Annotated in this window: 31 protein-coding genes; 23 read left to right on the forward strand and 8 right to left on the reverse strand. The window is 65.4% G+C overall.

The annotated features are described in order from the left end of the window. Nucleotides 1-36 precede the first annotated feature (36 nt). Together V7R84_RS14135 and V7R84_RS14140 are read right to left on the reverse strand one after the other, a co-directional pair. Nucleotides 37-1,092, reverse strand: a complete 1,056-nt coding sequence (locus tag V7R84_RS14135) for an aldo/keto reductase (RefSeq protein WP_338570152.1) — start codon at nucleotides 1,090-1,092, stop codon at nucleotides 37-39. Continuing rightward, on the reverse strand, nucleotides 1,070-1,948 hold the full coding sequence (locus V7R84_RS14140; RefSeq protein ID WP_338570153.1) for an isochorismatase family protein: 879 nt from the start codon (nucleotides 1,946-1,948) through the stop codon (nucleotides 1,070-1,072). Before V7R84_RS14140 ends, V7R84_RS14135 begins: the two co-directional genes overlap by 23 nt. Nucleotides 1,949-2,381: 433 nt before the next feature. Here V7R84_RS14140 and V7R84_RS14145 point away from each other — a divergent pair, with 433 nt between their 5' ends. Continuing rightward, the gene (locus V7R84_RS14145) at nucleotides 2,382-2,867 is read left to right on the forward strand and encodes a hypothetical protein (protein ID WP_338570154.1); all 486 of its coding nucleotides are present in this window, start codon (nucleotides 2,382-2,384) and stop codon (nucleotides 2,865-2,867) included. A 119-nt stretch (nucleotides 2,868-2,986) separates the two neighbouring features. Continuing rightward, nucleotides 2,987-3,244: a hypothetical protein gene (locus V7R84_RS14150; protein ID WP_130873754.1), complete on the forward strand. Its 258-nt coding sequence runs from the start codon at nucleotides 2,987-2,989 to the stop codon at nucleotides 3,242-3,244. 114 nt (nucleotides 3,245-3,358) lie between these two features. Here the strand turns inward: V7R84_RS14150 and V7R84_RS14155 are convergent, their stop codons facing one another. The 6 genes from V7R84_RS14155 to V7R84_RS14180 all read right to left on the reverse strand — a co-directional run bounded on the left by V7R84_RS14155 (nucleotide 3,359) and on the right by V7R84_RS14180 (nucleotide 7,752). Continuing rightward, entirely contained in the window at nucleotides 3,359-3,865 is a 507-nt protein-coding gene (locus V7R84_RS14155) for a nucleotidyl transferase AbiEii/AbiGii toxin family protein (RefSeq protein ID WP_338570157.1), read from the reverse strand. After that, nucleotides 3,862-4,020 (reverse strand): hypothetical protein, encoded by a 159-nt coding sequence (locus V7R84_RS14160; RefSeq protein ID WP_338570159.1) that lies wholly within the window; start codon nucleotides 4,018-4,020, stop codon nucleotides 3,862-3,864. The genes V7R84_RS14155 and V7R84_RS14160 overlap by 4 nt, the downstream gene beginning before the upstream one ends. Before the next feature lie 334 nt (nucleotides 4,021-4,354). Next, nucleotides 4,355-5,458: a 1-propanol dehydrogenase PduQ gene (locus V7R84_RS14165; protein ID WP_338570162.1), complete on the reverse strand. Its 1,104-nt coding sequence runs from the start codon at nucleotides 5,456-5,458 to the stop codon at nucleotides 4,355-4,357. A gap of 166 nt (nucleotides 5,459-5,624) precedes the next feature. Further along, a complete protein-coding gene (locus tag V7R84_RS14170) occupies nucleotides 5,625-6,971 on the reverse strand; it encodes a PocR ligand-binding domain-containing protein (RefSeq protein WP_338570164.1) in 1,347 nt (448 codons plus the stop codon). Further along, complete coding sequence (locus tag V7R84_RS14175; protein ID WP_338570167.1) at nucleotides 6,953-7,390, reverse strand: EutP/PduV family microcompartment system protein; 438 nt, start codon at nucleotides 7,388-7,390, stop codon at nucleotides 6,953-6,955. The genes V7R84_RS14170 and V7R84_RS14175 overlap by 19 nt, the downstream gene beginning before the upstream one ends. An 8-nt stretch (nucleotides 7,391-7,398) precedes the next feature. Continuing rightward, on the reverse strand, nucleotides 7,399-7,752 hold the full coding sequence (locus V7R84_RS14180) for a BMC domain-containing protein (protein WP_061787547.1): 354 nt from the start codon (nucleotides 7,750-7,752) through the stop codon (nucleotides 7,399-7,401). Nucleotides 7,753-7,930: 178 nt separating this feature from the next. Between V7R84_RS14180 and pduA the strand changes: the two genes are divergently transcribed. From pduA to V7R84_RS14285, 21 genes are all read left to right on the forward strand, one after another. Continuing rightward, nucleotides 7,931-8,209, forward strand: coding sequence for a propanediol utilization microcompartment protein PduA (gene pduA, locus V7R84_RS14185; RefSeq protein WP_061787546.1), 279 nt, complete (start codon nucleotides 7,931-7,933; stop codon nucleotides 8,207-8,209). Between the two features lie 11 nt (nucleotides 8,210-8,220). Further along, a complete protein-coding gene (gene pduB, locus V7R84_RS14190) occupies nucleotides 8,221-9,027 on the forward strand; it encodes a propanediol utilization microcompartment protein PduB (protein WP_338570174.1) in 807 nt (268 codons plus the stop codon). Between the two features lie 11 nt (nucleotides 9,028-9,038). Further along, a complete protein-coding gene (locus V7R84_RS14195) occupies nucleotides 9,039-10,700 on the forward strand; it encodes a propanediol/glycerol family dehydratase large subunit (RefSeq protein WP_338570176.1) in 1,662 nt (553 codons plus the stop codon). A gap of 8 nt (nucleotides 10,701-10,708) precedes the next feature. Then, on the forward strand, nucleotides 10,709-11,404 hold the full coding sequence (locus tag V7R84_RS14200; protein ID WP_338570177.1) for a propanediol/glycerol family dehydratase medium subunit: 696 nt from the start codon (nucleotides 10,709-10,711) through the stop codon (nucleotides 11,402-11,404). 10 nt (nucleotides 11,405-11,414) lie between these two features. After that, the gene (locus tag V7R84_RS14205) at nucleotides 11,415-11,957 is read left to right on the forward strand and encodes a diol dehydratase small subunit (RefSeq protein WP_338570180.1); all 543 of its coding nucleotides are present in this window, start codon (nucleotides 11,415-11,417) and stop codon (nucleotides 11,955-11,957) included. A 27-nt stretch (nucleotides 11,958-11,984) separates the two neighbouring features. Then, nucleotides 11,985-13,796 carry a diol dehydratase reactivase subunit alpha gene (locus V7R84_RS14210; protein WP_338570182.1) on the forward strand — a complete coding sequence of 604 codons (1,812 nt, stop codon included), beginning with the start codon at nucleotides 11,985-11,987 and terminating at the stop codon, nucleotides 13,794-13,796. Continuing rightward, complete coding sequence (locus V7R84_RS14215) at nucleotides 13,793-14,146, forward strand: glycerol dehydratase reactivase beta/small subunit family protein (protein ID WP_338570183.1); 354 nt, start codon at nucleotides 13,793-13,795, stop codon at nucleotides 14,144-14,146. The genes V7R84_RS14210 and V7R84_RS14215 overlap by 4 nt, the downstream gene beginning before the upstream one ends. Then, on the forward strand, nucleotides 14,146-14,739 hold the full coding sequence (locus V7R84_RS14220) for a BMC domain-containing protein (protein WP_338570185.1): 594 nt from the start codon (nucleotides 14,146-14,148) through the stop codon (nucleotides 14,737-14,739). Before V7R84_RS14215 ends, V7R84_RS14220 begins: the two co-directional genes overlap by 1 nt. Continuing rightward, the gene (locus V7R84_RS14225; protein WP_338570186.1) at nucleotides 14,736-15,008 is read left to right on the forward strand and encodes a BMC domain-containing protein; all 273 of its coding nucleotides are present in this window, start codon (nucleotides 14,736-14,738) and stop codon (nucleotides 15,006-15,008) included. Before V7R84_RS14220 ends, V7R84_RS14225 begins: the two co-directional genes overlap by 4 nt. After that, the gene (gene pduL / locus V7R84_RS14230; protein WP_338570188.1) at nucleotides 15,005-15,640 is read left to right on the forward strand and encodes a phosphate propanoyltransferase; all 636 of its coding nucleotides are present in this window, start codon (nucleotides 15,005-15,007) and stop codon (nucleotides 15,638-15,640) included. Before V7R84_RS14225 ends, pduL begins: the two co-directional genes overlap by 4 nt. 2 nt (nucleotides 15,641-15,642) lie before the next feature. Further along, the gene (gene eutJ / locus V7R84_RS14235; protein WP_338570189.1) at nucleotides 15,643-16,470 is read left to right on the forward strand and encodes an ethanolamine utilization protein EutJ; all 828 of its coding nucleotides are present in this window, start codon (nucleotides 15,643-15,645) and stop codon (nucleotides 16,468-16,470) included. Then, complete coding sequence (locus V7R84_RS14240) at nucleotides 16,467-17,201, forward strand: flavoprotein (RefSeq protein ID WP_338570192.1); 735 nt, start codon at nucleotides 16,467-16,469, stop codon at nucleotides 17,199-17,201. The genes eutJ and V7R84_RS14240 overlap by 4 nt, the downstream gene beginning before the upstream one ends. A gap of 1 nt (nucleotide 17,202) precedes the next feature. Next, nucleotides 17,203-17,472, forward strand: a complete 270-nt coding sequence (locus V7R84_RS14245; RefSeq protein WP_338570194.1) for a EutN/CcmL family microcompartment protein — start codon at nucleotides 17,203-17,205, stop codon at nucleotides 17,470-17,472. 5 nt (nucleotides 17,473-17,477) lie between these two features. After that, entirely contained in the window at nucleotides 17,478-18,536 is a 1,059-nt protein-coding gene (locus V7R84_RS14250; RefSeq protein WP_338570198.1) for a cob(I)yrinic acid a,c-diamide adenosyltransferase, read from the forward strand. Then, on the forward strand, nucleotides 18,536-19,957 hold the full coding sequence (locus V7R84_RS14255; RefSeq protein ID WP_338570202.1) for an aldehyde dehydrogenase family protein: 1,422 nt from the start codon (nucleotides 18,536-18,538) through the stop codon (nucleotides 19,955-19,957). The genes V7R84_RS14250 and V7R84_RS14255 overlap by 1 nt, the downstream gene beginning before the upstream one ends. Before the next feature lie 6 nt (nucleotides 19,958-19,963). Next, entirely contained in the window at nucleotides 19,964-20,947 is a 984-nt protein-coding gene (locus tag V7R84_RS14260) for a malate dehydrogenase (protein ID WP_338570204.1), read from the forward strand. A 140-nt stretch (nucleotides 20,948-21,087) separates the two neighbouring features. Next, nucleotides 21,088-21,216 (forward strand): RCC1 domain-containing protein, encoded by a 129-nt coding sequence (locus tag V7R84_RS14265; protein ID WP_338570206.1) that lies wholly within the window; start codon nucleotides 21,088-21,090, stop codon nucleotides 21,214-21,216. Nucleotides 21,217-21,855: 639 nt separating this feature from the next. Further along, nucleotides 21,856-22,464: a hypothetical protein gene (locus tag V7R84_RS14270; protein WP_338570207.1), complete on the forward strand. Its 609-nt coding sequence runs from the start codon at nucleotides 21,856-21,858 to the stop codon at nucleotides 22,462-22,464. Further along, nucleotides 22,376-24,919, forward strand: a complete 2,544-nt coding sequence (locus V7R84_RS14275) for a Tox-REase-5 domain-containing protein (protein ID WP_338570209.1) — start codon at nucleotides 22,376-22,378, stop codon at nucleotides 24,917-24,919. The genes V7R84_RS14270 and V7R84_RS14275 overlap by 89 nt, the downstream gene beginning before the upstream one ends. Continuing rightward, nucleotides 24,916-25,611, forward strand: coding sequence for a hypothetical protein (locus V7R84_RS14280; RefSeq protein ID WP_338570210.1), 696 nt, complete (start codon nucleotides 24,916-24,918; stop codon nucleotides 25,609-25,611). The genes V7R84_RS14275 and V7R84_RS14280 overlap by 4 nt, the downstream gene beginning before the upstream one ends. Nucleotides 25,612-25,650: 39 nt before the next feature. Next, nucleotides 25,651-26,106: a DUF6301 family protein gene (locus V7R84_RS14285; protein WP_338570212.1), complete on the forward strand. Its 456-nt coding sequence runs from the start codon at nucleotides 25,651-25,653 to the stop codon at nucleotides 26,104-26,106. The last annotated feature ends 68 nt before the right edge of the window (nucleotides 26,107-26,174 follow it).

Here is a 26,174-nt window from a genome sequence, read left to right on the forward strand (position 1 = left end):
CGGGCCGGCATGGCACCCCAGCTGGGATGCGACGGATCACTCGCGGCTGCTGGAGATCCACTGCGGCGGGGTGAACGACAGGTTCCGGGATCCCTGCACCAGATCGGCAACGGCATCGAGTCGCGCCACCTGGTCATCGGTCAGCCGCAGCTGCACCGCCGCCGCATTCTGCCGGACCCGCTCCGCCGACCGGGTGCCGGGGATGGGAACCACCGGCAGGCCGAGCCGCCCGGTCCGGTCCAGCAGCCAGGCCAGCGCGACCTGCGCCAGGGTCGCGTCCAGCTCATCGGCAACCCCACGGATCACCTGGAGCAGTTGCTGGTTGGCGTCGTAGTTCCTGACGAACCGGTCCTCGGCTTTGAGCATCGATCCCGCGATCCGCTCCGGTGTCAACGCACCGGTGAGGAACCCGCGACCCAGCGGGCTGTAGGGCACGAACCCGGCCCCCACCTCACGAGCCGCGGGCACCACCTGGGCCTCGACATCACGCGACCACAGGCTCCATTCGCTCTGGACCGCGGTGATCGGGTGGACGGTGGCGGCGGCCCGCAGTTCGGCCGCGGTCACCTCGGACAACCCCAGGTGACGAACCTTGCCCTCCGCCACGAGATCGGCCATGGCCCCCACCGTCTCCTCGATCGGCAGGTCGAACTGGCGGCGGTGCATGTAGTACAGGTCGATGGTCTCGACGCCCAGCCTCCGCAGCGATGCCTCACAGGCGGAACGGACGTAGGCGCGGTCACCGCGCGTCGCCGGAGCGTCGGGGGTTCCGATGAGACCGGTGATGCCGAACTTGGTGGCAACCTGCACCTCCCCCCGACGCTCCCGCAGCAGCTGCGCGAACAACTCCTCGTTCGTACCTGCCGGCCCCTGGGCGCCGGGCCGGGGCTCACCGTAGACATCCGCGGTGTCGAGGAACGTGACCCCCGCGTCGACGGCGGCGTGCAGGGTCGCGAGGGCATCGGCGGGATCGGTCTGCCCGTAGACGTGGCTCAACGCCATCCCGCCGAAACCGATCCGGCTGACGTTCAGGCCGTGGCCCAGATCAATGATGGGTACCTGGTGCATGTCATTCTCCCAGTGCTCGTTCATAGTTGGTGATCTTGTGGTCGAGGGCGCCGAGGTCGTCGGCAAGCTGATTCAGCTGCTGCTGGACGGCATCGCGATGCCGTCTGAGCAGAGCCAGGCGACGCCGGTGCGACGACTCCCCCTCGGCAACCAGCGTGATGTACTCGCGCATCTGCTCCACCGGCATCCCGGTGCGTCGCAGCCTCACCAGCATCTGAATCATCCGGATCGCCCGCCCGTCGTAGCGGCGGTAGCCGTTGGAGGTCCGGTCGATCACCGGGATCAGTCCCTCGCGTTCATACCAGCGAAGGGTGTCGCGGCTGAGGCCGGTGATGTCGGCCACCTCGGCTATCCCGACGGCAATGCTCCCGGCCTGCCGCCATGCCGAGGCGGCCAGGTCATCCGCGGACCGGACGACGACCCCCGCGGCGCGGAGTTCGTCGAGGGCCGCGAGGTGCGCCTCGGCTGTGGTGTCGGCGCAGGCGTTGGACACCACGGTCACTGCATATCCGCGCTCCAGGGCCGACAGGGCGGCGAGCCGGATGCCGTGGCCGGTCACTAAACCGGTCAACACGACGTGCTCGACCCCGAGGCCCCGCAGGGTCTCGTCGGTTTGTGCAACGTCGAAGATGTCGCGGTCGTGTTTGGTGATGACGGGCTGCCCGCGCGGTTCGAAACCGTCCACGAAAGCGGCGTCCGGATGATCGGGATCGGCCCGGTCGTCCCCCGGTTCCGGGGACAGGTACCGGGTGCTGATCACCGGCCAACCGAGGTTAGCCAGCAAACGCCGGACCTCCCGTCCCAGATGCGCCGACCACGGGTCGTGGGCAAGGGCGAGAACCCAGTTCTGCCAGTCGATTTCGAGCAGTGCACTTCGCATGACCCCACACGCTAAACACTGGAGCCCACTCCAGGGCAAATACGACCCGACCCGCTGCCGGATTGTTTCAGCCCGGACGTCCTCCGGTTCTCACGTCTCCTTCGGGCGGTGTGGCACATGCCGAGCCCAGGGCTCGGGTGGCCGCACACGATCCAGTACTGCGTACCGCATGGAGGCGATCGGACGCACGTGGCCACCGGAACCAGGAACCGACGCACCATTACCAAACAGGCAGTGGAGTCGACCCCGACGAGAAACGAAAGTTATGGTACACCCCCAGCCGATCCTTGACTTTGAGCCAATCTTGTTTGATGGCATGGCCACGTTCTTGACACGGACATGCGAGGCGACTTATCCTTTGCCGAAAGTGGAGCGACGTGGCCCTCCTAACTGCATCGTCGCACTCCGGATCCGCAAGGAAGGGGAAGAAGCCATGAAGATCCGGAAACTGGTAGCTACATTTTTTATCATTCTCACGAAAGCTGCTCTCACCGTGCCAAGCGCTTCGGCTGAAACCACTTCGCCAGGCCAACCACCATCCACCAGTCTTCCTGCCACATCTCCCGACGTGGACGGGATCATCGCAAAGGCCAAGTCCAGTGATGTCGGTTTCTCGGCACGTCGCAATCTCATCGCATCCAGCGCCGCTTTCATGCAGGTACTCAGGAAAACGACTCCTGATCACCAGAGAAGCCTGGATTACTTCACAGCCATCTCCAGCGATCAGCAGGCTACCGATCTCGTGGCGAACACCGCCGGTAAACACTATGTGGTCTCGGGCACACCATGCAGAACCCCGACGTCAAACTGGTCGACGGGAAAGCCACCGATGACTCCACCAACCCGCCCGGGGCTAAGAACCTCCCTCAGGATATGCCGCGATGCGGCAAGGCGTGGGCCGCTTTTTCTGCTTGGCTGACCGGAACAACGATGCTGTGCGCACCATTCTCCGGTCCAGCCGCGTGGGGATGCGCAGCAGCGATGGGAATCCTTGGCCTGATGCCAGATTTCAACAGTGCCTGCGACTAGGAGGAAGAAATGACCGGTTTCAGAAAATTCAGGAATCCTGACACCTTTTTCGGACGTTTCGTGTGCCACTTCGCGCTGGGTTTCTCCGCATGCCTTGTGGCACAGGCGATCCTGCTGATGCTGGGACGACTTGACGTCTACCTGGGAGCAATCTGGTCGTTCGGCTTCAGTCTTCTTTTCGGCCTCATCCGCGCCGTGTTGGCCAAACCAGGAACCCCTTTCTGGAGTTCACCCCTCACACAAGCAGAGAAATCACAAACACGCTGAACCCCATTCCGAGAGGCTTATTCACAAGCGACGTGTCAACCAGCGAAACCTCCACTTGGGAGCGGCTGTGCATAAGCCTGCAAGAGCGGCCCGTAGCGTTCGGCAACACGAACGCTACGGGCGCGCTGACCTCGATACGTGCAACAGCAGCGCGTTCACCCGTCCGTGCGCGACCGGGTAACGACCACCCAGCGCATGCGCCAGCGAAACGACGACACCCAGACCGATGTTGCCAAAGCCACCGCCGCCGTGCAGGAGGCATTGCGCATGTGCACACGGGCCTCCAGGCCATCGATCCCACGCAACGACACCCAGATCGACGGCAACCACCGGCTCCGCGGAGCCTCTGCTGAGGACGAGTCGTGAAAAACAGGGATGCTGTTCCCGGATCTCCACGTCATAGCCTTCTTCTTGAAAGGCAGCGACGACTCGCTCCAGCGCCGAGGCGAATTCGTGCTGCGCGGACTGTGTGGTGAACAGGTCCACGTCCTCGGTAGGGCGATCGATGAATCCGTGTTCACGAATGGCACCAGACCCAGCCAGCGCGAACCCTGCTTCCGGGCCTGCCGCCTCCAGGGCAATCCTCGCGATCCTTCTCTGTTCGGAGGCATCCCGGCTCATGTGCGTACCCGGAGTTCGGGGAAACGCGTTTCCCACAGGTCCCGCACCCTCTGGTCCAGGTTGATCACGGGCCACAGCTCGATGAGACGATCCCGGTTGAGTAGACGTTCCTGTTCGGCCACCCGCCCTTCGGTGAGCAACGCCTGGTAGGCCATACGCCGCCCCCCACATCATCCACGTCGATCCCCACGCGATCCTCCTGCCAGCGAACCCCGTGCGGAAGGTCGATCAACCCGTGATAGGGGCCGCGCAGGGCGTCAAGAGTCGTCGGCGCATGGCAGGGCTTCACGTCCCGGAACCGAACACGTCCCGCAACCACACCGGTCACCATGAACCTCCCAGCGCTCGTGAGCCGTCAACATCTCGGCCTGTCGGACCAGTGTAATGAGGTCGCATCGCTGGCCATCAGGTGATCCGCGGTCCCGGCGCCGCCGCCATGATCCGGAGACACTATCACGCCCCTACTTCACGACGTGAAGACCCAACCCCTCACGCGATCCTGCGCAGGATGCCCTTCAGGTCGTCGGGCGAAGGCGCCACCGGGGTGGTCGTGGTGCAGCCATCGGCGAGGGCCGCGGCCACCAGGCCGTCCTCGTCGCGACGCAACACATCGGATGCGACCTTCAGGTCGCTCAACCGCGACGGGATGCCCAGCCTCGACCTCAACCGTTCGACCGCACCGACCAGCGACGTCACCGCCGCCCGCCCCCTCGCCGAGGGGTACAGCAGCCTGCCCAGGCGGGCGTAGCGTTCGGCGGCGCGGTCGCTGCGGGATGCGTTGAATTCGATGACGTGCGGCAGCAGCAGCGCGTTCAACCGTCCGTGCGCGATCGGATAGCGGCCGCCCAGCGCGTGCGCCAGCGAGTGGACGATACCCAGGCCAACGTTGTCGAAAGCCATCGCCGCCATGCAGGACGCGTTGTGCATGTGGGAACGCGCCTCCAGGTCGTCGCCGTGGGTGTAGCAGCGCTCCAGGTTCCCGAACACCAATTCGACGGCCTTCTCCGCCAGCGCATCGGAGAAGTCGCAGGCCTCCAACGCCACATACGCCTCCGTGGCGTGGGTGAGCACGTCCATGCCGGAATCGGCGGTGATGTGCGAAGGCACCCCGACCACGGCCTCCGGATCCAGGATGGCCAACCCTGCCACCAGCTCGCTGGAGGCGATCGGGACCTTCGTGTGCGTCTGCTCGTCGGTGACCACGGCAAACGACGTCACCTCCGAGCCCGACCCGCTGGTGGTGGGGATCGCGACGATCCCCTCCGGCGCCCCGAAACCGGCGTCGAGCGCGGCCTTGTGCATTACCTTCGTGGCATCCATCACCGACCCACCGCCGTAGGCGACGACCACATCGGGCCTGGACTGCAGATACACCGACACCCCGGCGCCGATCTCGGATGTGGTGGGGTTCGGTTTCACACCCGTGAAGGTCGTCACCTGCTCACCGAGCCTGTCGACCACCTTCCGGTACACGTCGGTGGTTGCCAGGAAGTCGTCGGTCACGAGGAACACGGGCCTGCCACGAAACTCGTCGAGCGCCTCCAACGCCGCCGCACCCAGCCGCACCCTGGTGGCCAGCCGGAACTCTCTCATCTCCTGCTCCTGTTCTTCTGCATACCCGAGGGTCCTCCCTGACCGGCGGGACAGGTTGCCCGCGGGGACATCGTCGTCACGAGTGGCGCATCCGAGGTCGCCGGGCCGGCCTCACGGGCGGCGCGGATCATCCAGCGTAGAAGGTGCGCCGAGGGGCGGGACGTGGTCATGCCGCCCTCCCGGAATGTTCCCTGCGGTACTCGGACGGGGTCATCCCGATGTGTTTCTTGAACTGCCGCGAGAAGTAGTTCAGCGGCGTGAAATCCAGCTCCGCGGCGATCCTGAGCACCGGTTTGTCGGTGTGGATGAGCACGAACTTCGCGCGCTCCAGGCGTTTGGCGGTCACGTAGTGGATGAAGCTGGAGCCAGTGCGTTCCTTGAACTTCCTCGCGAAATGCGACTCCGACCACATCAGGTAGGAAGCTGCCTTGTGCAGCGTCAGGAACGACGACGGATTCTTCTCGATCTCGTTCAGCAGCGTCGTGATGCTGCGTTCCCCACCCCGGGCTGCGGGCTCGAGGAGGTCGTGGACGCGGATCAGCAGTTTCTCGCAGTACACCTGGCATTCGTATCGGTTCATCGGGCCGCGTCGGCGTCCCCGGTGGCGGGTGACGATCTGGGAGATGTCGCGCCCGAACTGCACAGCCTCACTCGTGGCGATGCCGATCATCATGTCCTCGTATTCGGACAGCTCCCTCGGATCCACCTTCTGGCTCCAGCGCGGCAGCAGATGGTCCAGGTAGTCGCCAAGCAGCTCCAGGTTCGCGGCTGCGTTGCCCTGTGCGACGTTGCGGGCCATCACCGGGGCCTCCAGCGAGATCCGTCGCTTCACCGACTCGACGGGGATCAGCGGCAGGGGTTTCCGGATTCCCGCCAGCAGCGGGGCGAGTGCCGCGTCGTCACTGGGACCCGGAATCCGCCGGAGCCTGCCCAGCACCGTCCCCGCAACCGCGAAATCCGCCTCGCCGAGAGTGGAACCGAGTTTCGCGTTCGCCAGGCCGACGACCTCGTTGGCCGCGGCCTGCAGCTTGCCGAGGTCGACCACGGCCACCTGATCCAGCAGCTTCGCGGTCTCCGAGTGTTCCAGCACCTCCGAGGCACCCACAATCTGCTGGAGCTGCTGCTGCCCCTCGGTAAGCAGCACCTGCCCGGCCATCACCGCGCCCAGATACTGCGCACCCCACATGATCGAGACGGAAAAATCCACCAGGCCCGCATGACACCGGTACACGACCGGACGTCCCTCGATGGCGCTCTGCAGCCCGCCGTGGGCGTCGCAGCTGTAGCACTTGGCGCGGATCGCGGGATCGCGACGCAGGTACTGGCACAGGGTGCTGAACCGCGACGCCTCCGTGACGGGACGACCCATGGAATCGACGGTGATCATCGCCAACCCGGTGGAGGTGGCGAAATCGTCCTGGATGCGCTGCAACTCCTCGACGTCAATGAGATTGCGCAGATCGAGGGCGGCAGCCGCGTTGCCCGCGACCGGGTTCACGATGAAGTCCGGCACAGCACCTCCTGCACGCGTTTGAATCCCTTGCCTGTGATCGAGTCGACCGCCACGATCTGGTGGGCACCGGCCCGCGCCAGATGGTCGACGGCGTTGTGCACCTGGGTCTCGGTGGCCACCCCGGCATGGGTGACGACCCCCAGCACCTCGCGGTTGAAGGTGGTGGCAAATCCCGGCGGGAAACGGGTTTCGTCGCTGGTGGCGGACTGCACCAGCACCACCACGTCCACGTCGTAGGAGGCCAGCATCAGGGCGTGTTTGTAGCGCCCCACCTCCAGGTACTCGCCCGGGGTGTCGATGGCGGAGGCGAAGGTCTCGATGGCCTGGGTCTTGGCGTACTCGATGGGCAGCCCTTGGAGACGCTGCCTGAATGTCGTCTTGCCGGCTCCAATGCTGCCGACAAGCAGGATCGACCTCATGCCCTACGTCACGTCCTCGTCAACGGCGCCGGGGTGAAGCCGAGAATGGACTGGAGGGTGGTGACGATCCCCGTGACGGCGGACTCGACGTCGGCGAGCTGGCCGGTGATGAGCAGCGACCCGGAGAAGCGGTCGACGAAGGCCAACTCGACTCCCGCCGACTTGGTGGCGATGTCGGCGGCGATCACGGCGGCCTCACCCGGTGTGATGGTCAGCACCCCGATGGCCCCGCTGCTTCCCGCGGGAAGACCGATCTTCGGGTACAGGTGCGGATCGGGATTGGCTATCACGTGGGCGAGCGTGACCTGCTTGCCAGGCACGAACTCCTGGATGATGCGCGTTTTGTCGGTCAACTCGGTCATCAATCGCTCCTCTGGGTTGCCCTCACGATAGGGGCACTTCCGGTCGGGTTCAACGTTGCACGCATTCTCGAAGCAAGAATGTGTAACAACCGGAAGAAACTGTGTATCGGAACCTGCTCTATGGTGTCGGGACAGGCCCAATTGGCCTGCCGCTAGGACTAACGACGAAGGAGTCAGCATGCAGGAAGCGCTCGGAATGGTCGAGACGAAAGGCTATGTCGGAGCGGTTGAGGCCGCCGACGCCATGGTCAAGTCCGCGAATGTGTCCCTCGTGGGCAGCGAGAAGATCGGTGCCGGCCTCGTGACCGTGCTGGTGCGCGGCGACGTCGGCGCGGTCAAGGCCGCCACCGACGCGGGCGCCTCGGCGGCGGAACGGGTGGGTGAACTCATCAGCGTGCACGTGATCCCGCGTCCCCACAACGACGTCGAGAAGATCCTCCCCACCCAGGCCAAGTAGGAGAATGAGCAATGTCTGAGGAACTGATCAACAAGGTCTTGGCCGAAGTGGTCAAGAAGATGGGCGGCGACGCCCCCGCGCCCTCCGCCACACCTGCCCCCGCTCCCACGCCCGCAGCCGGGACCCTGCCCGCCGTGACCGAATTCGTCGGCACCAACGTCCTGGGTGACACCATCGGCATGGTCATCGCCAACGTCGACCCGAAGCTGCGCGCGATGATGAAACTGGAAAAGGACTTCCGCTCCATCGGGATCCTCGGTGCCCGCACCGGCGCCGGCCCGCACATCTTCGCCGCCGACGAGGCCGTCAAGGCCACCAACTCCGAGATCCTGACCATCGAGCTGCCCCGCGACACCAAGGGCGGCGCCGGTCACGGCTCGTTGATCATCTTCGGCGCCGAGGACGTCTCCGACGCCCGCCGCGCCGTCGAGGTGTCCCTCGGGGAGCTGGACCGCACCTTCGGTGACGTCTACGGCAACGACGCGGGCCATCTGGAGTTCCAGTACACCGCACGCGCCTCCTACGCCCTCAACAAGGCGTTCGGAGCCCCGATCGGCAAGGCCTTCGGCATCACCGTCGGCGCCCCCGCCGGCATCGGTGTCGTCCTGGCCGACACCGCCGTCAAGGCAGCCACCGTCGACGTCATCGGCTACGCCAGCCCCGCCGGCGGAACCAGCTTCTCCAACGAGGTCATCTCGTTCCTGAGCGGCGATTCGGGTGCCGTCCGGCAGGCCATCATCGCCGCCCGCGAGGTGGGCATCCCCCTCCTCGGTGCGCTCGGCGCCACGCCCGAATCCACCACGACCCCCTACATCTGAGGACCGATCTGATGCGTTCCAAGAGGTTTGAGGCGCTCGACGCGCGCCCCGTGAACCAGGACGGGTTCGTCAGCGAATGGCCCGAGGTGGGCCTCATCGCCATGGACTCCCCCAACGATCCGAAACCGTCGATCACACTGACCAACGGGCTCGTGACTGAACTCGACGGCAAGACCCGCGACCAGTTCGACATGATCGACACCTTCGTCGCCGATTACGGCATCAACCTGGAGCTGGCGGAGAAGGCCATGGCCATCGACTCCCTCCAGGTGGCCCGCATGCTGTGCGACATCAACGTGCCCCGCACCGAGATCATCCCGCTGACCACCGCCATGACCCCGGCGAAACTCACCGAGGTCGTCGGCAACATGAGCGTGCTGGAGATGATGATGGCGGTCACGAAACTGCGTGCCCGCAAGCAGCCCGCCAACCAGTGCCACGTCACCAACGTCGCCGACAACCCCGTGCAGATTGCCGCCGACTCCGCCGAGGCCGCGCTGCGCGGTTTCGCCGAGCAGGAAACCACCGTCGGTGTGGTCCGCTACGCCCCGTTCAACGCGCTGGCGCTGCTGGTCGGCGCCCAGACGGGACGTCCCGGCATCCTCACCCAGTGCGCGGTCGAGGAGGCCACCGAGCTGCAGCTCGGCATGCGCGGACTGACCGCCTACGCCGAAACCGTGTCCGTCTACGGCACCGAGGCGGTGTTCATGGACGGCGACGACACCCCCTGGTCGAAGGCCTTCCTGGCCTCCAGCTACGCCTCCCGCGGCCTGAAGATGCGCTTCACCTCCGGCACCGGCTCCGAGGTGCAGATGGGCTACGCCGAAGGCAAGTCCATGCTGTACCTGGAGGCCCGCTGCCTGTTCGTGACGAAGGCCGCCGGCTCACAGGGCACCCAGAACGGTTCCGTCAGCTGCATCGGTGTGCCCGCGGGCGTACCCGGCGGCATCCGCGCCGTGCTGGCCGAGAACCTGATCGCCACCATGCTGGACCTCGAGTGCGCCTCCAGTAACGACCAGACCTTCACCCACTCCGATCTGCGCCGGGTGTCGCGGTCGCTGATGCAGTTCGTGCCCGGCACCGACTTCATCTGCTCCGGCTACTCCTCCACCCCGAACAAGGACAACATGTTCGCGGGCTCCAACTGGGATGCCGAGGACTTCGACGACTGGAACATCATCCAGCGCGACCTGCGCGTCGACGGCGGCCTCACCCCCGTGCTGGAGGAGGACGTCATCGCGGTTCGCCGCAAGGCCGCCCGCGCCCTGCAGGCCGTCTTCGACGAGCTGGGACTGCCGGCCATCACCGACGCCGAGGTGGAGGCCGCCACCTACGCCCACAGCTCCGATGACATGCCCAAACGCAACGTCGTCGAGGACCTGAAGGCCGCCGAGGACATGATGAACCGCGAGGTCACCGGCGTGGACGTGGCCAAGGCGCTGTCGCGAGGCGGTTTCGAGGACGTCGCCGAGGCGGTGTTCAACCTCCTGAAACGCCGCGTCGCGGGCGACTACCTGCACACCTCCGCGATCTTCGATGCCGACTTCAACGTGATCTCGGCCGTGAACTCGCCCAACGACTACCACGGCCCGCAGACCGGATACCAGATCGACGACGAGCGGTGGAACCAGATCAAGACCATCCGTCAGGCCATCAGCCCCGAGAGCATCTGAGGTGAGCCATGAGCATTGATGTGAACACCCTCAAGCAGATCATCGCGCAGGTGGTCCAGGAAATGGCCACCGAGGACCAGGCCGCCGCGGCCCCAGCGTCGAGCACCCCGTCCCCCACCTCGGGGGGCACCGCGACGATGACCGCCACGGCTGCGGGGAAACTCACCCTGGCCGAGACCGGTCCTGCGGAGCGCGGCGCCGACCCGAAGGAAGTCGTGGTCGCAGTCTCCCCCGCATTCAGCACCCTGATCCACGAGACCATCATCGGCCTGCCCCACGCCGACGTCCTCAAGGAGATCGCCGCGGGCATCGAGGAGGAGGGGCTCAAACACCGGTTCGTGAAGATCTACAAGAGCGCCGACGTCGGTTTCATCGCCCACCAGGCGGCGAAGCTGTCGGGCTCCGGCATCGGGATCGGCATCCAGTCGCGCGGCACCACGGTCATCCACCAGAAGGACCTGCCGCCGCTCAGCAACGTGGAGCTGTTCAGCCAGTCCCCGCTGATCGACCTGGAAACCTTCCGCGCCATCGGCAAGAACGCGGCCAAGTACGCCAAGGGCGAGTCGCCACAGCCCGTGCCGATCCGCAACGACCAGATGGCCCGTCCCAAGTACCAGGCCATCGCGGCCCTGCTGCACAACAAGGAAACCGCCCAGTGCGACCTGGCCAAGAAGCCCCAGGCGCTGCGGGTCAGCACCGCCTAGGAGAGCCACCATGGATCAGGAACAACTCATCCGCCAGATCATGTCGGAGGTCATGAAGTCCCTCGGGAACGACTCCGTGTCCTTCGCCAAGAACGCCCCGGCACCCGCCGCCCCGACCCAGGCCCCCGCTGCGGGGACCCGACGGATCGGTCGCGACGAATACCCGCTGGCCGAGAAACACCCGGAGCTGGTGAAAACCAACACCGGCAAGGCCCTCGACGACCTCACCTTCGAGGACGTCAAGTCGGGGAAGCTGAGCCCTCTCGACTTCCGCATCTCCTCGGAGACCCTGGAACTCCAGGCCCAGGTGGCCGACGCCGACGGACGCCAGACCCTGGCCCGCAACCTGCGTCGCGCCGCCGAACTGGTGGCGGTGCCCGACGCCCGGCTGCTGGAGATCTACAACGCGCTGCGCCCGTACCGCTCCACCAAAGCGGAGCTGTACGAGATCGCCGACGAGCTGGAGGGTCAGTACGGCGCGAAGGTGAGCGCGGGATTCGTCCGTGAAGCCGCCGACGTCTACGAGGCCCGCGGACGTCTGCGCGAAGACTGAGAAACACGAGACAAGGAGGCGAGGACGATGGCGAAACTGGTCGCTGGCATCGACATCGGCAACGCGACCACCGAGGTGGCGCTCGCTGAGACTGGTGCCGACGGACAGGTGAGATTCCTGTCCAGCGCCATCGTCCCCACCACCGGCATCAAGGGAACCAGCACCAACATCCGTGGGCTGTTCCGCTCCCTCACCGACGCCCTGAACAAGGCGGGACGCCGCATCGAGGACCTCGACTCCATCCGCATCAACGAGGCCGCCCCCGTGATCGGCGACGTCGCGATGGAGACCATCACCGAGACGATCATCACCGAATCCACGATGATCGGACACAACCCCTCCACCCCGGGCGGCCTCGGCATCGGGGTGGGGACCACCATCGCCCTCGACGAGCTGCCCGACGCCCCCGCCGGGCAGCCCTACATCGTCGTGGCACCCCGCACGATCCCCTACGACCAGGTCGCGGCCCGGCTGAACTCCGTCGCCGAGCGCCTGGAGGTCACCGGCGCGATCCTGCAAGCCGACGACGGCGTGCTGGTCCACAACCGCCTGACCCGCAAGATTCCCATCGTCGACGAAGTGCGCCTGATCGAGAAGGTGCCGCTCGGGATGCTGGCCGCCATCGAGGTGGCCGACGTCGGGCGCATCGTCGAGACCCTGTCCAACCCGTTCGGCATCGCGACCCTCTTCGGTCTGGAGGCCGAGGCCACCCGCTCCGTGGTGCCGCTGGCCCGGTCCCTGGTGGGCAACCGTTCCGCCGTGGTCATCAAAACCCCGGAAGGCGATGTGCAGGAACGCCGCATCCCCGCGGGCCGCCTCACCTTCCACGGCGCCAACACCCTCGACGTCGACGTCGACCTGGGTGCCGCCGAGATCATGGACGTCGCCTCCCGGATCCGCGACCTCTCCGACATCACGGGCGAACCCGGCACCAATGTCGGCGGCATGATGGAGAAGGTGCGCGTGACCATGGCGCAGCTGACCAACCAACACACCCGCGACATCCGCATCACCGATCTGCTCGCCGTCGACACCCGGGTGCCGCAGCAGGTGGCGGGCGGCATCGCCAACGAATTCTCCATGGAGGCCGCCGTCGGCATCGCCGTGATGGTCAGGACCGACCGCCTCCAGATGGAACGGATCGCCTCCGAACTGGCCGCCGAAATCGGTGTGCCCGTCGAGGTCGGCGGCGTGGAGGCCGACATGGCCATCCGTGGCGCGCTCACCACCCCCGGCACAGCCGCCCCCATCGCGATCCTCGACATGGGCGCTGGTTCCACCGACGCCTCCGTCATGCGCCCGGACGGCACCGGCACCTCCATTCACCTGGCAGGCGCCGGGAACATGGTGACCCTGATGATCCAGTCCGAACTCGGCCTCGACTCCTTCGACCTGGCCGAGGACATCAAACGCCACCCACTGGCGAAGGTGGAGTCGGTGTTCAACATCCGTCACGAGGACGGCACCGTGCAGTTCTTCGAGGACCCGCTGCCCGGGCACGTCTACGCCCGCACCGTGGTGCTCAAACCCGACGGCATGGTGCCCCTCGACGTGGACCTTCCCGTCGAAACCATCCGCCAGGTCCGCATCCGCGCCAAGGAACAGGTCTTCGTCAACAACGCGATCCGCGCCCTGCAGCGCGTCTCCCCCACCTCGGAGGTACGCGGCATCGACTTCGTGGTGCTCGTCGGCGGTTCCGCCCTGGACTTCGAGATTCCGCAGCTGGTCACCCGGGCCCTGGCCGACTACCGGGTGGTGGCCGGGCGCGCGAACATCCGCGGCGTCGAGGGACCCCGCAACGCCGTCGCCACCGGCCTGGTGCTGGGGGGTGAGTCGTGACCGACGAACGTCCCACCATCAACCTCGCCGTCCATGAGGGCGTCGGCGACGAGCAGCTCACCCAGGTGCTCCTCGGCATCGAGGAGGAGGGTGTGCCGAGTCGCGTGGATCGCCTCTCGGAGCTCAACCCCCTGGTCCTGGCGCACCGCGCCGCCACCTCGTCGCGGCTGGGCATCGGCTTGGGAATCGCCCTCGACTACGTGGTCATCACCACCGAGAAACTCCCCGAGCAGCGCCCCTACCTGGCACACTTCCTGGGGCGCAGCGAACAGGCGGACCGAATCATCGGATCGAACGCCGCCCGCCTGGTGAAAAGACTTCCCCTCCGTGAACCCGAAAGGAGCCAGTGATGCAAGCACTGGGGAGCATTGAAGTGGTGGGCCTCGTCGCTGGCGTTGAAGCCGCCGACGTCGCCTGCAAAACCGCCGACGTCACCCTGATCGGCTACGAACTGGCCAAGGGTGGCGGCTACGTCTCCATCAAGGTCGAGGGTCAGGTGGCAGCTGTCCAGGCGGCCATGGACGCCGCCGAGGTGGCGGCATCGAAACTGACCCGCGTGGTCAGCAAGATCGTCATTCCCCGGCCCCACCCGGAGCTGGAACCCCTCGTCTTCTCAGCCGCGACCGTGGGGCTGGCCACGCCCACCCCCCAGGCGAAGGCGACGACGAAACCCGCCGCCACGACCAAGGTCAAGGCCAAGGCGCCCGGGGCAACCACGCCCGCACCGAAGGCCAGGGCGGCGGAGAAATCCGGCCCCGCCCCCGCGCCGAAGGCCAACGCGAAACCCGAGCCGACACCGCGCCCCGAACAGGCGCGGCCCGCATCCGGCTCGGACCAGAAGTCCGCACCCGAATCGGATCCGAAACCGGGTGCGACACCCAAGAACCCCGCGGAGACCACCAAGGCTCCCCGGACATCCACCACCAGGAGGAAGCAGTCATGAGCAATGCTCTCGGAATGATCGAGACCAAGGGCTACGTGGGGGCCGTCGAGGCCGCCGACGCCATGGTCAAGTCCGCGAACGTGACCCTGATCGGCAGCGAGAAGATCGGCGCCGGCCTGGTCACCGTGATGGTGCGCGGCGACGTCGGTGCCGTGAAGGCCGCCGTCGACGCCGGGTCGTCGGCAGCCGCTCGGGTCGGCGAGCTGATCTCTCAGCACGTCATCCCGCGTCCCCACGGTGACGTCGAGAAGATCCTGCCGCAGTCATGACCGACGCGCTCGTTGCCGAGATCACCAGCCGGGTCCTGGAGCGGATCGCCGCCCTGGACCCGCGCAAGGTGATCGTCGGCATCTCCAACCGGCACGTTCACCTGTGCGACGCCGACTTCACAACCCTGTTCGGTTACACCGCACCGAAGGTCAAGAAGCACGTGCGTCAGCGCGGCGAGTTCGCAGCCGAGGAGACCGTGACCCTGCACGGTCCCCGCGGCACCATGACCCGGGTGCGTGTGATGGGTCCCAACCGTCCCGCCACCCAGGTGGAGTTGAGCCGCACCGACTGTTTCGCCCTCGGCATCAAGGCGCCGATGGCCCAGTCGGGGCATCTTGAGGCCGCCGCTCCCGTGCGCATCGAAGGTCCTCTCGGCAGCATCGAATGCGACCACGCGGTGATCGTCGCGGGCCGTCACATCCACATGGGCCCCCACGACGCAGCCGCCCTCAACCTGAAGGACCAGGACCGCGTGAGCGTCCAGTTCGGGGGAGAGCGTGGGGCGCGTCTGGACAATTTCCTGATCCGCGTCAAGGACTCCTACTTGGCAGAGCTGCACCTCGACACCGATGAGGGCAACGCCGTCGGAGCCAAGACCGGCGACTACGTAACAATCTGTCTGGACCGATAACGATGACGACGAACCCCCAGACCAGAATCAACCGATTCGCGGAGCTCGTGCGAACCGGGAAGGTCGCACACAAGAACGCCAAGCGCAGCGGGCTGCGGCTCGCCGTCGACCTGGGAACGGCCAACATCGTGTTGGCCGTGGTCGACAGCAGCAACCGGCCCGTCACGGGAGGTTGGCGACACGCGAACGTGGTGCGCGACGGCATCGTCGTCGACTGGCTGGGGGCCGTCACCAACGTCCGGGAGATCCTCGCGGAGATCCAGGACAGGCTGGGCCACACCTTCACCGAGGCCGCCGTCACCATCCCACCCGGGATCAGCGAAGGCACCGTGAAGGTGTTCACCAACGTGCTCGACGCCTGCGAACTCACCCCGTGCGAGGTGGTCGACGAGCCCGTTGCCGCGGCCCGGGCCCTCGGCGTGACCGACGGCACCATCATCGACATCGGCCACGGCACCACCGGGGTGTCGCGGCTGCGTGACGGGGTGGTCGACTTCTCCACCGACGAAGCCACCGGCGGCCACCACATGACGCTGGTGCTGTCGGGGGCACTCGGGATGGACTACGACGAGGCCGAGGCGTTCAAGTGCGACCCCGCCAACGTCCACACCGTCTTCCCGGTGGTGCGTCCCACCCTGGAGAAGATGGCCACCATCGCTGAGCGGGCGCTCGGCGGCACCGACCCGGGCACGGTGTATCTGGTAGGTGGTTCCGCCTCCTTGCCCGAGGCTCCTACAGTGTTCGAGAAGATCCTCGGAGTCACGGTCGACCGGCCCGAGGAACCCCTTTTCCCCACCCCGCTGGGGGCGGCCATGAGGAGTGCCAGATGAACGAGGAACAGCTGCGGGAGCTGATCACCAGGATCGTGCGCGACGTGCTCGCTGAACAACCCCGGCAGGAAACCCCGGCCACGGGCAAACCCAACGCGCTGGTGCTGTTCTCCGGTGCCCTGCTCGGTTTCGACGCGGCCCTGGAGTCGCTGAAACGGACCTCGGCACACGTCAACCTCGACTGGCGACAGACCGAGTCGGCCTCCCGCATCCTGGACCAGGAACGCATCGCGGCCCTGGGCATGACCCCGGTCGAGACGTCGCTGGTGCAGGCCCACGACCTGCTCATCGTCCCCACCCTCACCGCGAACCTGGCCGCGAAGGTCGCCCACGGCATCGGCGACTGCCTGGCCAGCAACGTGGTGGCCGAGTTCATCATGACCAACAAACCGGTGGTTGTGGCCACCAACGCCGCTTGTCCCGACTCGGCGGACAAACGCGGCTGGTTCCCGCAGATGCCGTCGGGCTACGCGGCGATGCTGCGTGAGAACCTCGCCGCCCTGACATCCTTCGGGGTGCACCTGGCGACCGCGGAAACCCTCGACCGGGTCGTCGGGGAGGTCGCGGGCGCGGGCGAGGCGGTGCACTGCACCGCGCGCGTGGTCACCGAATCCGCGATCCGTTCCCTGGCTCCGGGGTCGCGGCTGAGCGTGCACCGCAAGGCGATCATCACCGACCTGGCCCGCGAGGCAGCGGCGTCGGCGGACATCACGATCACGAGGAGGAGTTGAGATGTACCTGGCCAAGGTGGTCGGCACGGTGGTCTCCACCAGCAAGGACGAACGCCTCGTCGGTTTCAAACTGCTGCTGATTCAGCGCGTCCACTCCGACGGCACCGCCGTCGGTAACCAGGAGGTCGCGGTGGACACCGTCGGCGCCGGAACCGGTGAGACGGTCATCATCACGAAGGGCAGCTCTGCCCGGTTCGCTGCGAGCCGGCAACAAGCGCCCCTGGACGCGACCATCGTCGGCATCGTCGACGTGGTCGAGGTGGAGGACTGACCGTCATGCCACACGTGTACACGCGCACCGGCGACAAGGGTGACACCGGGCTGTTCGGGGGCTCCCGGGTGCCCAAGCAGAGCCTGCGTGTGGAGGCCTACGGCACCGTCGACGAGGCCAACGCAGCGCTCGGGGCGGCGAAGGCGATGCTGCCCGCCGGCCAGTGGCGGCGTCGCGTCCACGACGTGCAGCAGCGGCTGTTCGTGCTGGCCGCCGAACTGGCCAGCGACCCCGAGGGCGCGGCGATCCTCGCGAACAAGATCAACACCGGCGACATCACCGACCTGGAGCATCTCATCGACGACTGCCTGGCCGTCACGGGGCCGCAGCGGGAGTTCGTGGTGCCGGGCCGCGACGACCGGTCGGGGGCTTTCCACCAGGCCCGCACCGTGGTGCGTCGCGCGGAACGGCGGGTGCTGACCCTGGCCGAGACCGAACCGGTGCGCCCCGAGCTGATCACATACCTCAACCGTCTCTCCGACGCCGTCTACTCCCTGGCCAGGCTGGCCGAGACCTGGCGCGACGAGGAGATCGAACGCATCGTCCGAGACGCCGTCGCCAAGGTCCTCGGATCCCCCTCATCACCGGACGGCGAGCCCACGGGCGAGCAGTCCGCCTCGACACCCTCCCCCAGTCGAATGCCGGCCCGTCGATTCGATCTCGCCGCGGCCAAACGGATCGCCGAACGGGCGGAGGCACGCAGCGCCGAGCTGGGTGTGCCCGTCGTGATCGCAGCCGCGGACGCGGGCGGGAACCTGATGCTGCTGCACCGCATCGAGGGTGCGCTGCTCGCGGCCACAGAGGTCGCGATCAACAAGGCGTGGAGCGCCGTGGCCTTCCAGGCACCGACAGCGACGCTCGGCCCCCTGGCCACCGAGGACGGTCCCTTCCCCGGTCTGGCCGACACCAACTCCGGCCGTGTGGTCCTGTTCGGCGGAGGGGTGCCCGTCCATGTCGACGGGGAACTGGCAGGAGCCATCGGAATTTCGGGTGGCACCGCTGAACAGGACGTGGACATCGCGACCTGCGCGCTGCAGGACTGGAACACGATAGGAGAGCAGTAATGAAGATAGATCCGGCACAGCTGGAAGCGACCATCCGCGAGGTCCTCGCGGCCATGCTCCCCGGCAACGGCAACCAGGCCGAGGCGCCCGCGACGCAGCAGGAAGCCCCGGGTGATGGGGTGTTCGCCGACATGGATTCTGCGGTGGAGGCCGCCCACCTGGCGCAGCGCGAATACCTGACCCATTCGATGGCCGACCGGCGCCGCTACGTCGCGGCCATCCGTGAAGCGATGCTGGCCCCCGAGGCTCTCGACTACATGTCGGAGCAGGCCGTGGCGCAGTCCGGGATGGGTGATGTCGGCCACAAGTACCTGAAGAACAAGGTGGCGGCTGCCGAGACCCCCGGGGTGGAGGATCTCGTCACGGAGGCGTGGTCCGGCGACGACGGCCTGACCACCATCGAGTACTCGCCTTACGGCGTGATCGGGGCTATCACCCCCACCACCAACCCCACCGAAACCATCACCTGCAACTCCATCGGGATGCTGGCCGCCGGCAACGCCGTCGTGTTCAGCCCGCATCCGCGGGTCGCCAAGCTGTCGTGCTGGCAGGTGCGTCGCATCAACCGGGCGCTGCGCGCCGCCGGCGCCCCCGACAATCTCGTGGTGACGGTCACCGCGCCGTCGTTGGAGAACACCAACGCGATGATGGCCCATCCGAAGGTCCGGATGCTGGTGGCTACCGGGGGTCCGGGCATCGTCAAGGCGGTGCTGAGCTCCGGCAAGAAGGCGATCGGCGCGGGCGCGGGCAACCCGCCTGCCGTCGTCGACGAGACCGCCGACATTGAGCACGCCGCGAAGTGCATCGTCGACGGCGCCAGCTTCGACAACAACCTGCCCTGCACCGCGGAGAAGGAGATCATCGCGGTCGATTCGATCGCCGACATGCTGAAGTTCTGCATGATCAAGCACGGCGCCTACGAGGTGACGGCCTCCGAGGTCGCGGAGCTGGAGAAGCTGCTGGTCAATGGCGACAAGCCGCGCACCGAGTGGGTGGGCAAACCGGCAGCGAAGATCTTGGAGGCCATTGGCGTCACCCCGCCGCCCGGGGTGCGGCTGATCGTGTGCGAGGCCAGCGCCACCCACCCGTTCGTGGTGCACGAGCTGATGATGCCGGTGCTCGGGCTGGTGCGGGTGCCGGACGTGGACGCCGCCATCGACCTGGCCGTCGAACTGGAGCACGGCAACCGCCACACCGCGGTGATGCACAGCCTCAACGTCAGCAAGCTGACGAAGATGGGCAAGCTGATCCAGACCACGATCTTCGTGAAGAACGGCCCGTCGTACAACGGCATCGGGATCGGCGGCGAGGGCTACCCGACGTTCACCATCGCCGGACCCACCGGCGAGGGTCTCACGTCGGCTCGCAGCTTCACCCGGAAACGTCGCTGCGTGCTCGTCGGCGACCTGAACGTCCGCTGAGCCGCCATGACCAGACGAATCGCGATAACGGGAGCAGCCGGGCAGATCGGCTACGCGCTGGTCTACCGGCTGGCCTCGGGCGATCTGCTGGGCGACGAGCCCGTCGAATTGCGACTGCTGGAAGTACCGGCGGCTGTGAAGGCCCTCGACGGGGTGGCGATGGAACTGCTCGACTGCGCCTTCCCGCAGCTGAAGGGCATCGAGGTCACCGACGATCCCGCGGTGGCCTTCGACGGGGCGAACGTCGCGATGCTGGTGGGAGCGTCGCCGCGCAGCGCGGGCATGGAACGCGCCGACCTGCTGGAAGCCAACGCCGCCATCTTCGCCGCGCAGGGCCGGGCCCTGGCGGCCTCGGCGGCCTCGGATGTGCGGGTGGTGGTCACGGGAAACCCGGCGAACACGAACGCGCTGATCGCCTCCCGGCACGCCGACGGGATTCCCGCTTCGAGGTTCACCGCCCTGACGCGGCTCGACCACAACCGGGCCCGCGCACAGCTGGCGGCGAAGGCCCGCAGGCCGGTGGCTGATGTGACGAACGTGACGATCTGGGGCAACCATTCGGCCACGCAGTACGCGGACGCCTTCAACGCCCGCATCTGCGGGAAACCGGCGGACCAGTGGATCGCCGACGACGCCTGGATCGCCTTCGACTTCCTCCCCACCGTCGCCAAGCGCGGGGCCGCGGTGATCGCGGCCCGGGGACGTTCGAGCGCGGCATCGGCTGCCAACGCCACCATCGATCACGTCCGCGACTGGCTGCTCGGCACCCCCAAGAGCGACTGGACGTCGATGGCGGTGGTCAGCGACGGCTCTTACGGGGTCCCGGCGGGCCTGGTCTCGTCGTTCCCGGTACGCTGTCACAGTGGAGAGTGGGAGATCGTCCAGGGTCTGCCGCTCAACGCTTTCGCGAGAAGTCGCGTCAATGTCTCTGTCGACGAACTGAAAGCTGAGGCGGAGGAGGTCAGATCGATGGGCCTCCTCCCCGTGTGAGACCGAACCCGGCAGGGCCGCTCCTGCGAAGCCCACCCACCTCTTCTCAACCACCGAAGAGCCGCAGGGGCCCTGCCGGGTTCTTTATTCTTTTCTGACGCCGGAAGGATTCCCGGGAACCGGTCGCGAAGGAGGTCGCCGTGCCAGTTCGTCGTGCCGTGGCAGCCGGCACGACCCACACCGTGGGGCTTCGCGTCGACGGCACCGTGGTCGCAACCGGTGGCAACAGCCACGGCCAACTCGAAGTCGACTCCTGGCGCCTCGGTTGATGTCCGGCTCCACCGACGTCTCGGAACCGAACCGGCTCGTATCCAGGATCTCCGGTGCACATCTCGCCCGCCATGGAGGAGAACACCGATGACATCGAATTGATCGCGGTTATCGCAGGATGTCATCCTTTTGGATGACTTGACTTGTTGCGAGGACATGGAGAAGCGGGGCGTTGTCGCTTTTCGGGGACGTTTGAGCTGAATCGGCGGGACGCAGCTTGTATTTGATGCTTCAAAGGTGGTTGTGGGGTGGCGACGTGGTGGGTAAGGGTATGGGGACCTCAATTTTTCGTGCGTGAGGAATTGTTCTTCCGGAAGGGGTGCTTCGCGGTGAAGTTCACAACGAGGAGTGACGCCCCGGTGGCACTGGAACTGTCCTCATCCACGGAATCAGAGGATGTGGAGTGTTGGCGAGGTGGGTGCGCGAGGCTGCTGAGCCATTACATGAATTCCATGAAACCGGTCGACGGGCTCGAAAGGATCGAACAGTGGATCATTTCCGGCTAAACAAGAAAGTGGTGTGTGATGGGTGAGCAGCCGCAGTCGGGTGACGGGTTGGTGATGCCGGAGGCGTTTCCGTGTAAGAGTAAGGATATTAATGCGGAGAATGTGAGGTCCGCGTCCGGGAAACTGAAGTCCATGGGACAAACGATTGATTCTCGGATGGATGCGATTGTTGGGTTGTGGAATGGTTTACCGGCTGTGTATGTGGCTCCGGAAGCGGAGCAGGCGTATGGGTTGATGGCTCCGGCGGCGACGGCGTCGGAGACGATTAAGACGAAGTTTGAGAAGGCTTCTAGTGCGTTGGATGATTTCGCTGGTGCGATAGAACCGGTCAAGGGTGAGCTTGAGGCGTTGGAGGAGGAGGCTGCTTCGTTTCGTAGCGCCACGTTGTCGGAGTATGGGGATACGTGGCGGGATCATCAGGAGGTGGTGGATCGTAACAACGCGTTGTTGGGGCGTTACGCGAAGGTGGTGGAGACTCTCACCACAGCGGCTGCGGCGTGCGCGAATACGATTAATGGGTTGCTGGATGGGGTAGAGCTGCCCGCGGTGGAGGGGATCTCGGCGGATGCGCTCATGCAGTCCGGGGAGATGATGCCCTGGGGCGCGCCGGTGGAGAAGAACCGTACACTGTGCGGAATCGGTGGGTCACGGGGTGCAGAGCTTCGCGAAGAACACCTGGGACGGTTTCAAGGCCATGGCTGGGATCGGTGCGGATGGGTCGTGGTCGTGGGAGAACGCTAGTAACGCGTGGGTGGGGGTTGGGGATTTCGCGTTGTCGGTGTGGGTGGCGAAGAATCCTGTGGTCGCGGCTGGGGTGACGCTTCTTGGGGGTAGAGATGGGGCCCAGTGGGTGGCGGATCGTTACAAGGTCGTAGCGAAGGCTGTCTCGGGGATGGTGGGTTTTGATTTGGATGCTCACCTTGAGGGTAGAGACGGATTCCATAAGTGGAAGAAAGACGGTGCCGTGGCCGCCGTGACTGAGTCTGTGCTCAATATTGCTTCTGCTCGTATTCCTGGCGCCGGGCCGGTCAAGGGTGTTATCGGTGGTACCAAATTGGGTGCTGCGGCACTGACAACGTTGAACCTGGCCACGCGTGCCGCGGACTACGCACTTCCCGGTGGTGGGTGGCTGATCCGAGGCGGAGTCAAGGTTGTTGATCTGGGATTGGAACAAATCCAGAAACTTCGTTCCAAAACCTCTATTGACCTCACCGACACAGCAGCACCGGGGCCAGTGAAACCGGGGCCGCTCACTCCCAGCGGACACACCCCCAGTGGTCACGGCGGCGCTCCCCCACACACCACCAGCAGCAGCAGCAACGGCGGCGGGGGTGTGGGTGGTGTGTCGAAGTCTTCAGGGCCGGGACCCGATTTCCAGGCCCCGGTCAACCCGCGCGGGCCGAGACTCAACCCCCTCCACGGTTTGAACAACCTGGATGCCAACAACCCCACCACCGGCACCAGCACCGGTGCGGGCACCGGTGCCAGTCACGCCGGCACCAGCACCGGAAACAGTACGGGTGCCAGCAGCACAAACACCAGCACCGGCACAGGCAGCGGGTCGGGTAACGGCACGGGCACCACCAGCACCGGCACCGGTTCCGGCCACGCCGGTACAGGTAGCGGCACCGGTGCAGGCACCGGTTCCGGTCATGCCAGTACAGGCTCCGGTACGGGCACCACAGGCAGTAGTGGCGCAGGCCATGGCAGCACCAACAGCACAGGAAACGGTACGGGCGCCACCAGCACCGGCAGCGGTTCCAGTCACGCCAGCACCGGCAGCGGCACGGGCACCGGCAGCGGCTCTACTGTGGGCAGTGGTTCCGGTCACGCCAGCACCGGCCACGGGTCTGGTGCAGGCAGCGGTGCAAGTCATGCCGGCACAAGCAGTGGTTCCAGTGCAGGCAGTGGTGGTGCAGGTCATAGTGGCGCTAGCCAGCAGCCCCACGTGAACACCAGCAGCGGTCCACGTCCTGACCCGCTGATCGAGAAACCACGACCCCACCACAACCCAGAAAACAACCCCACCAGCAACGGCGATACGGAATCCCCTACCAGCGGGAAGAACCCCGAACACCCCCACCCAAAGGATCTATCAACCCCAACAACCAGGAACAATAACGGGGACACCCCACACACCCACCACGACCAGGAACACACCGGCCCCTCCAGTCGCGGGAACCCCCACGTACATGACGGCGATTCCACACCAACCAACAACCACAACCCACCCACCAAACCCAGCCACTCCACTGATCCCGACCATCCCACCAGCCCGGAACACCCATCCCAGGCTGGTGACGGGTCGTCTCCTACAGGACAGAACACCAGCCCTGATGCGTCGAAGTTGCCTGATCCACCCACCGTGGAAACCTGGGATGGCAAAGAGATTCCAAACACACTACGCCCGGGCCAGGCCAAAGAAAGATTCGGAGTCGACTACACCGACGCGGATGTGAAACACGCCTACGACAACGCATTCGACCCAGTGAAGGGGGAACATGTTGACCCGCGTACCGGGGAACCACTCGTAGAGACCACCCGTGATGGACGAGGACGCGGCTGGGAGATGCGCTACGACCCAGCCACCAAGGATTGGAGTGCCTGGAACAAAGGCGACGGCTACGGGCGTGCAGGGAAACCTGTCGCGTTCCCCGACTACGATCCAGCGGTAGGGAAGACCTACTCCTCTGGTGATGGCCTGGCTCCCGGAGACCCCCATCCACACACCCCGCCCGAAACCCACAACCGAGCCACCGGAACACCAGGCGTGGAACACGTGAACCGAGGCAACACCAACGGCAAGGAGAACCCGAAAATAGAAAACTGGTTGAAATACCAGGAACAAATCACCGGCTGGAAACGCAACAACAAAGGCGAAATGCCCGAATACACACGCTACGACTCAAATGGCGAACCTGTGCGTATCGACGGGCGCACGTGGCGGGGACAACCCCCACAAGAGGTCTACCTCGACGCGAAACGCGGATACCAACGCGTCTACTACGACCCCACCCACACCAAAGGCATGCAACAACAGCTGATTGATGAGGCGAAGAGGCAACGCAGGGTACTTCCCCCCGGTGCTAAACTGGAATGGCACATCTCCTCCAGAGAAGGAGCCGACGCCATCAGCAGGATCCTGGAAGACGAAGGTATCTACGACGTTGATGTGATCTACACTCCTGAAAGGTGACCACGAACATGACCCACGATCTCGATGACATTTCCACACGCGGGTGTTGGACACGCCTCAACGAAACCCCGGAAGACATCGCCCGCATGTCCATGCATTTCATGAAAGAATTCTCCACCCGAATCAAGACGGGCCCCTGGGAACCACTGGAGGGCGAATGGGACGGCACCGAGGAAGACTTGGTCACAGTGGTGAAGAACAATGCGGTAAAGACCGAGGAAGGCAAAATCAGCCGCGGCGCCGGATACAGCACAACATTGAACAATGACCGCGGCCCTTTGAACACCCACTTCAATGTTTCCGCCGGCGAGGACCAACTCTTCGAACAAGTCGCCTCACCTTGCTTCACACAGAAGTATTACCACTCGGAGCATGCGTCGGCGGGTGAATTGTGGGACGCATCGGTTCACGCCGCCGTCACCGCCTTCGATCCCGCATTCGTCACCGGCCAGGAACGAGCCGTTCTTCGCATGACCCGCCGAGGCAGATGGAAGATCCCGTTCGGGTATCGGGTGTGGATCAACGACTGGGTCGGAACCATCGCCACCCACGCGGAAGGTTTGACCACCGAACGCCTCGGCAACGGCACCCTCATCAAAGTGCCCGACACCTGGCCCGCACAACAAGTCGTCGACGCCCTCACCACCACTTTCCAAGCCAACAACCTCGACGAAGTCCCCATCACATGGTGACACCGCCCCACACCCCCTAGAGGGGAAACAAGGCACACCATGCCCGCACTGACCACCGAAGAATTCACCACATGGGCCAACCGCCTCACAGGCCTCCCCTGGCCCATGACCACCGAGGAATTCGCAACAATCGCGACAGGCGAGTTCGGTTGGACCATCTTTGACGGTAAACAGGTGCTGGCCATCACTCTCCCGAATTATTCCGAACGCGTTTTTGTTGGAAAGACAAGCGAAGAGGAAGTTCGAAAGATTCATTTTCCATTAGCTAGAACTAAAACGGAAAACCGAGATTCTGAAATAGAGTTGAATGATCTGTTTGCTAGCTATGCAAAAGTCGGCACAGAGACTTGGGGGAACCCAGCCAAGACAGAGCATGGCCAAAAGTCTTTGATGACATGGACCCATCCGGCCAGCTGCATACTGAAGATCGTCCGCACACGATCCTTGGTATTGTTCACCTTCTACACTCCACAAGGAGCCCGCTACTACGAGTAACCACCACACTCAAACAACACATCCCCACCAGAAAAGAAGCCAACACCATCACCAGCATCTTGGCGAAG

This window comes from Arachnia propionica (genome assembly GCF_037055325.1).
Lineage (GTDB): Bacteria > Actinomycetota > Actinomycetes > Propionibacteriales > Propionibacteriaceae > Arachnia.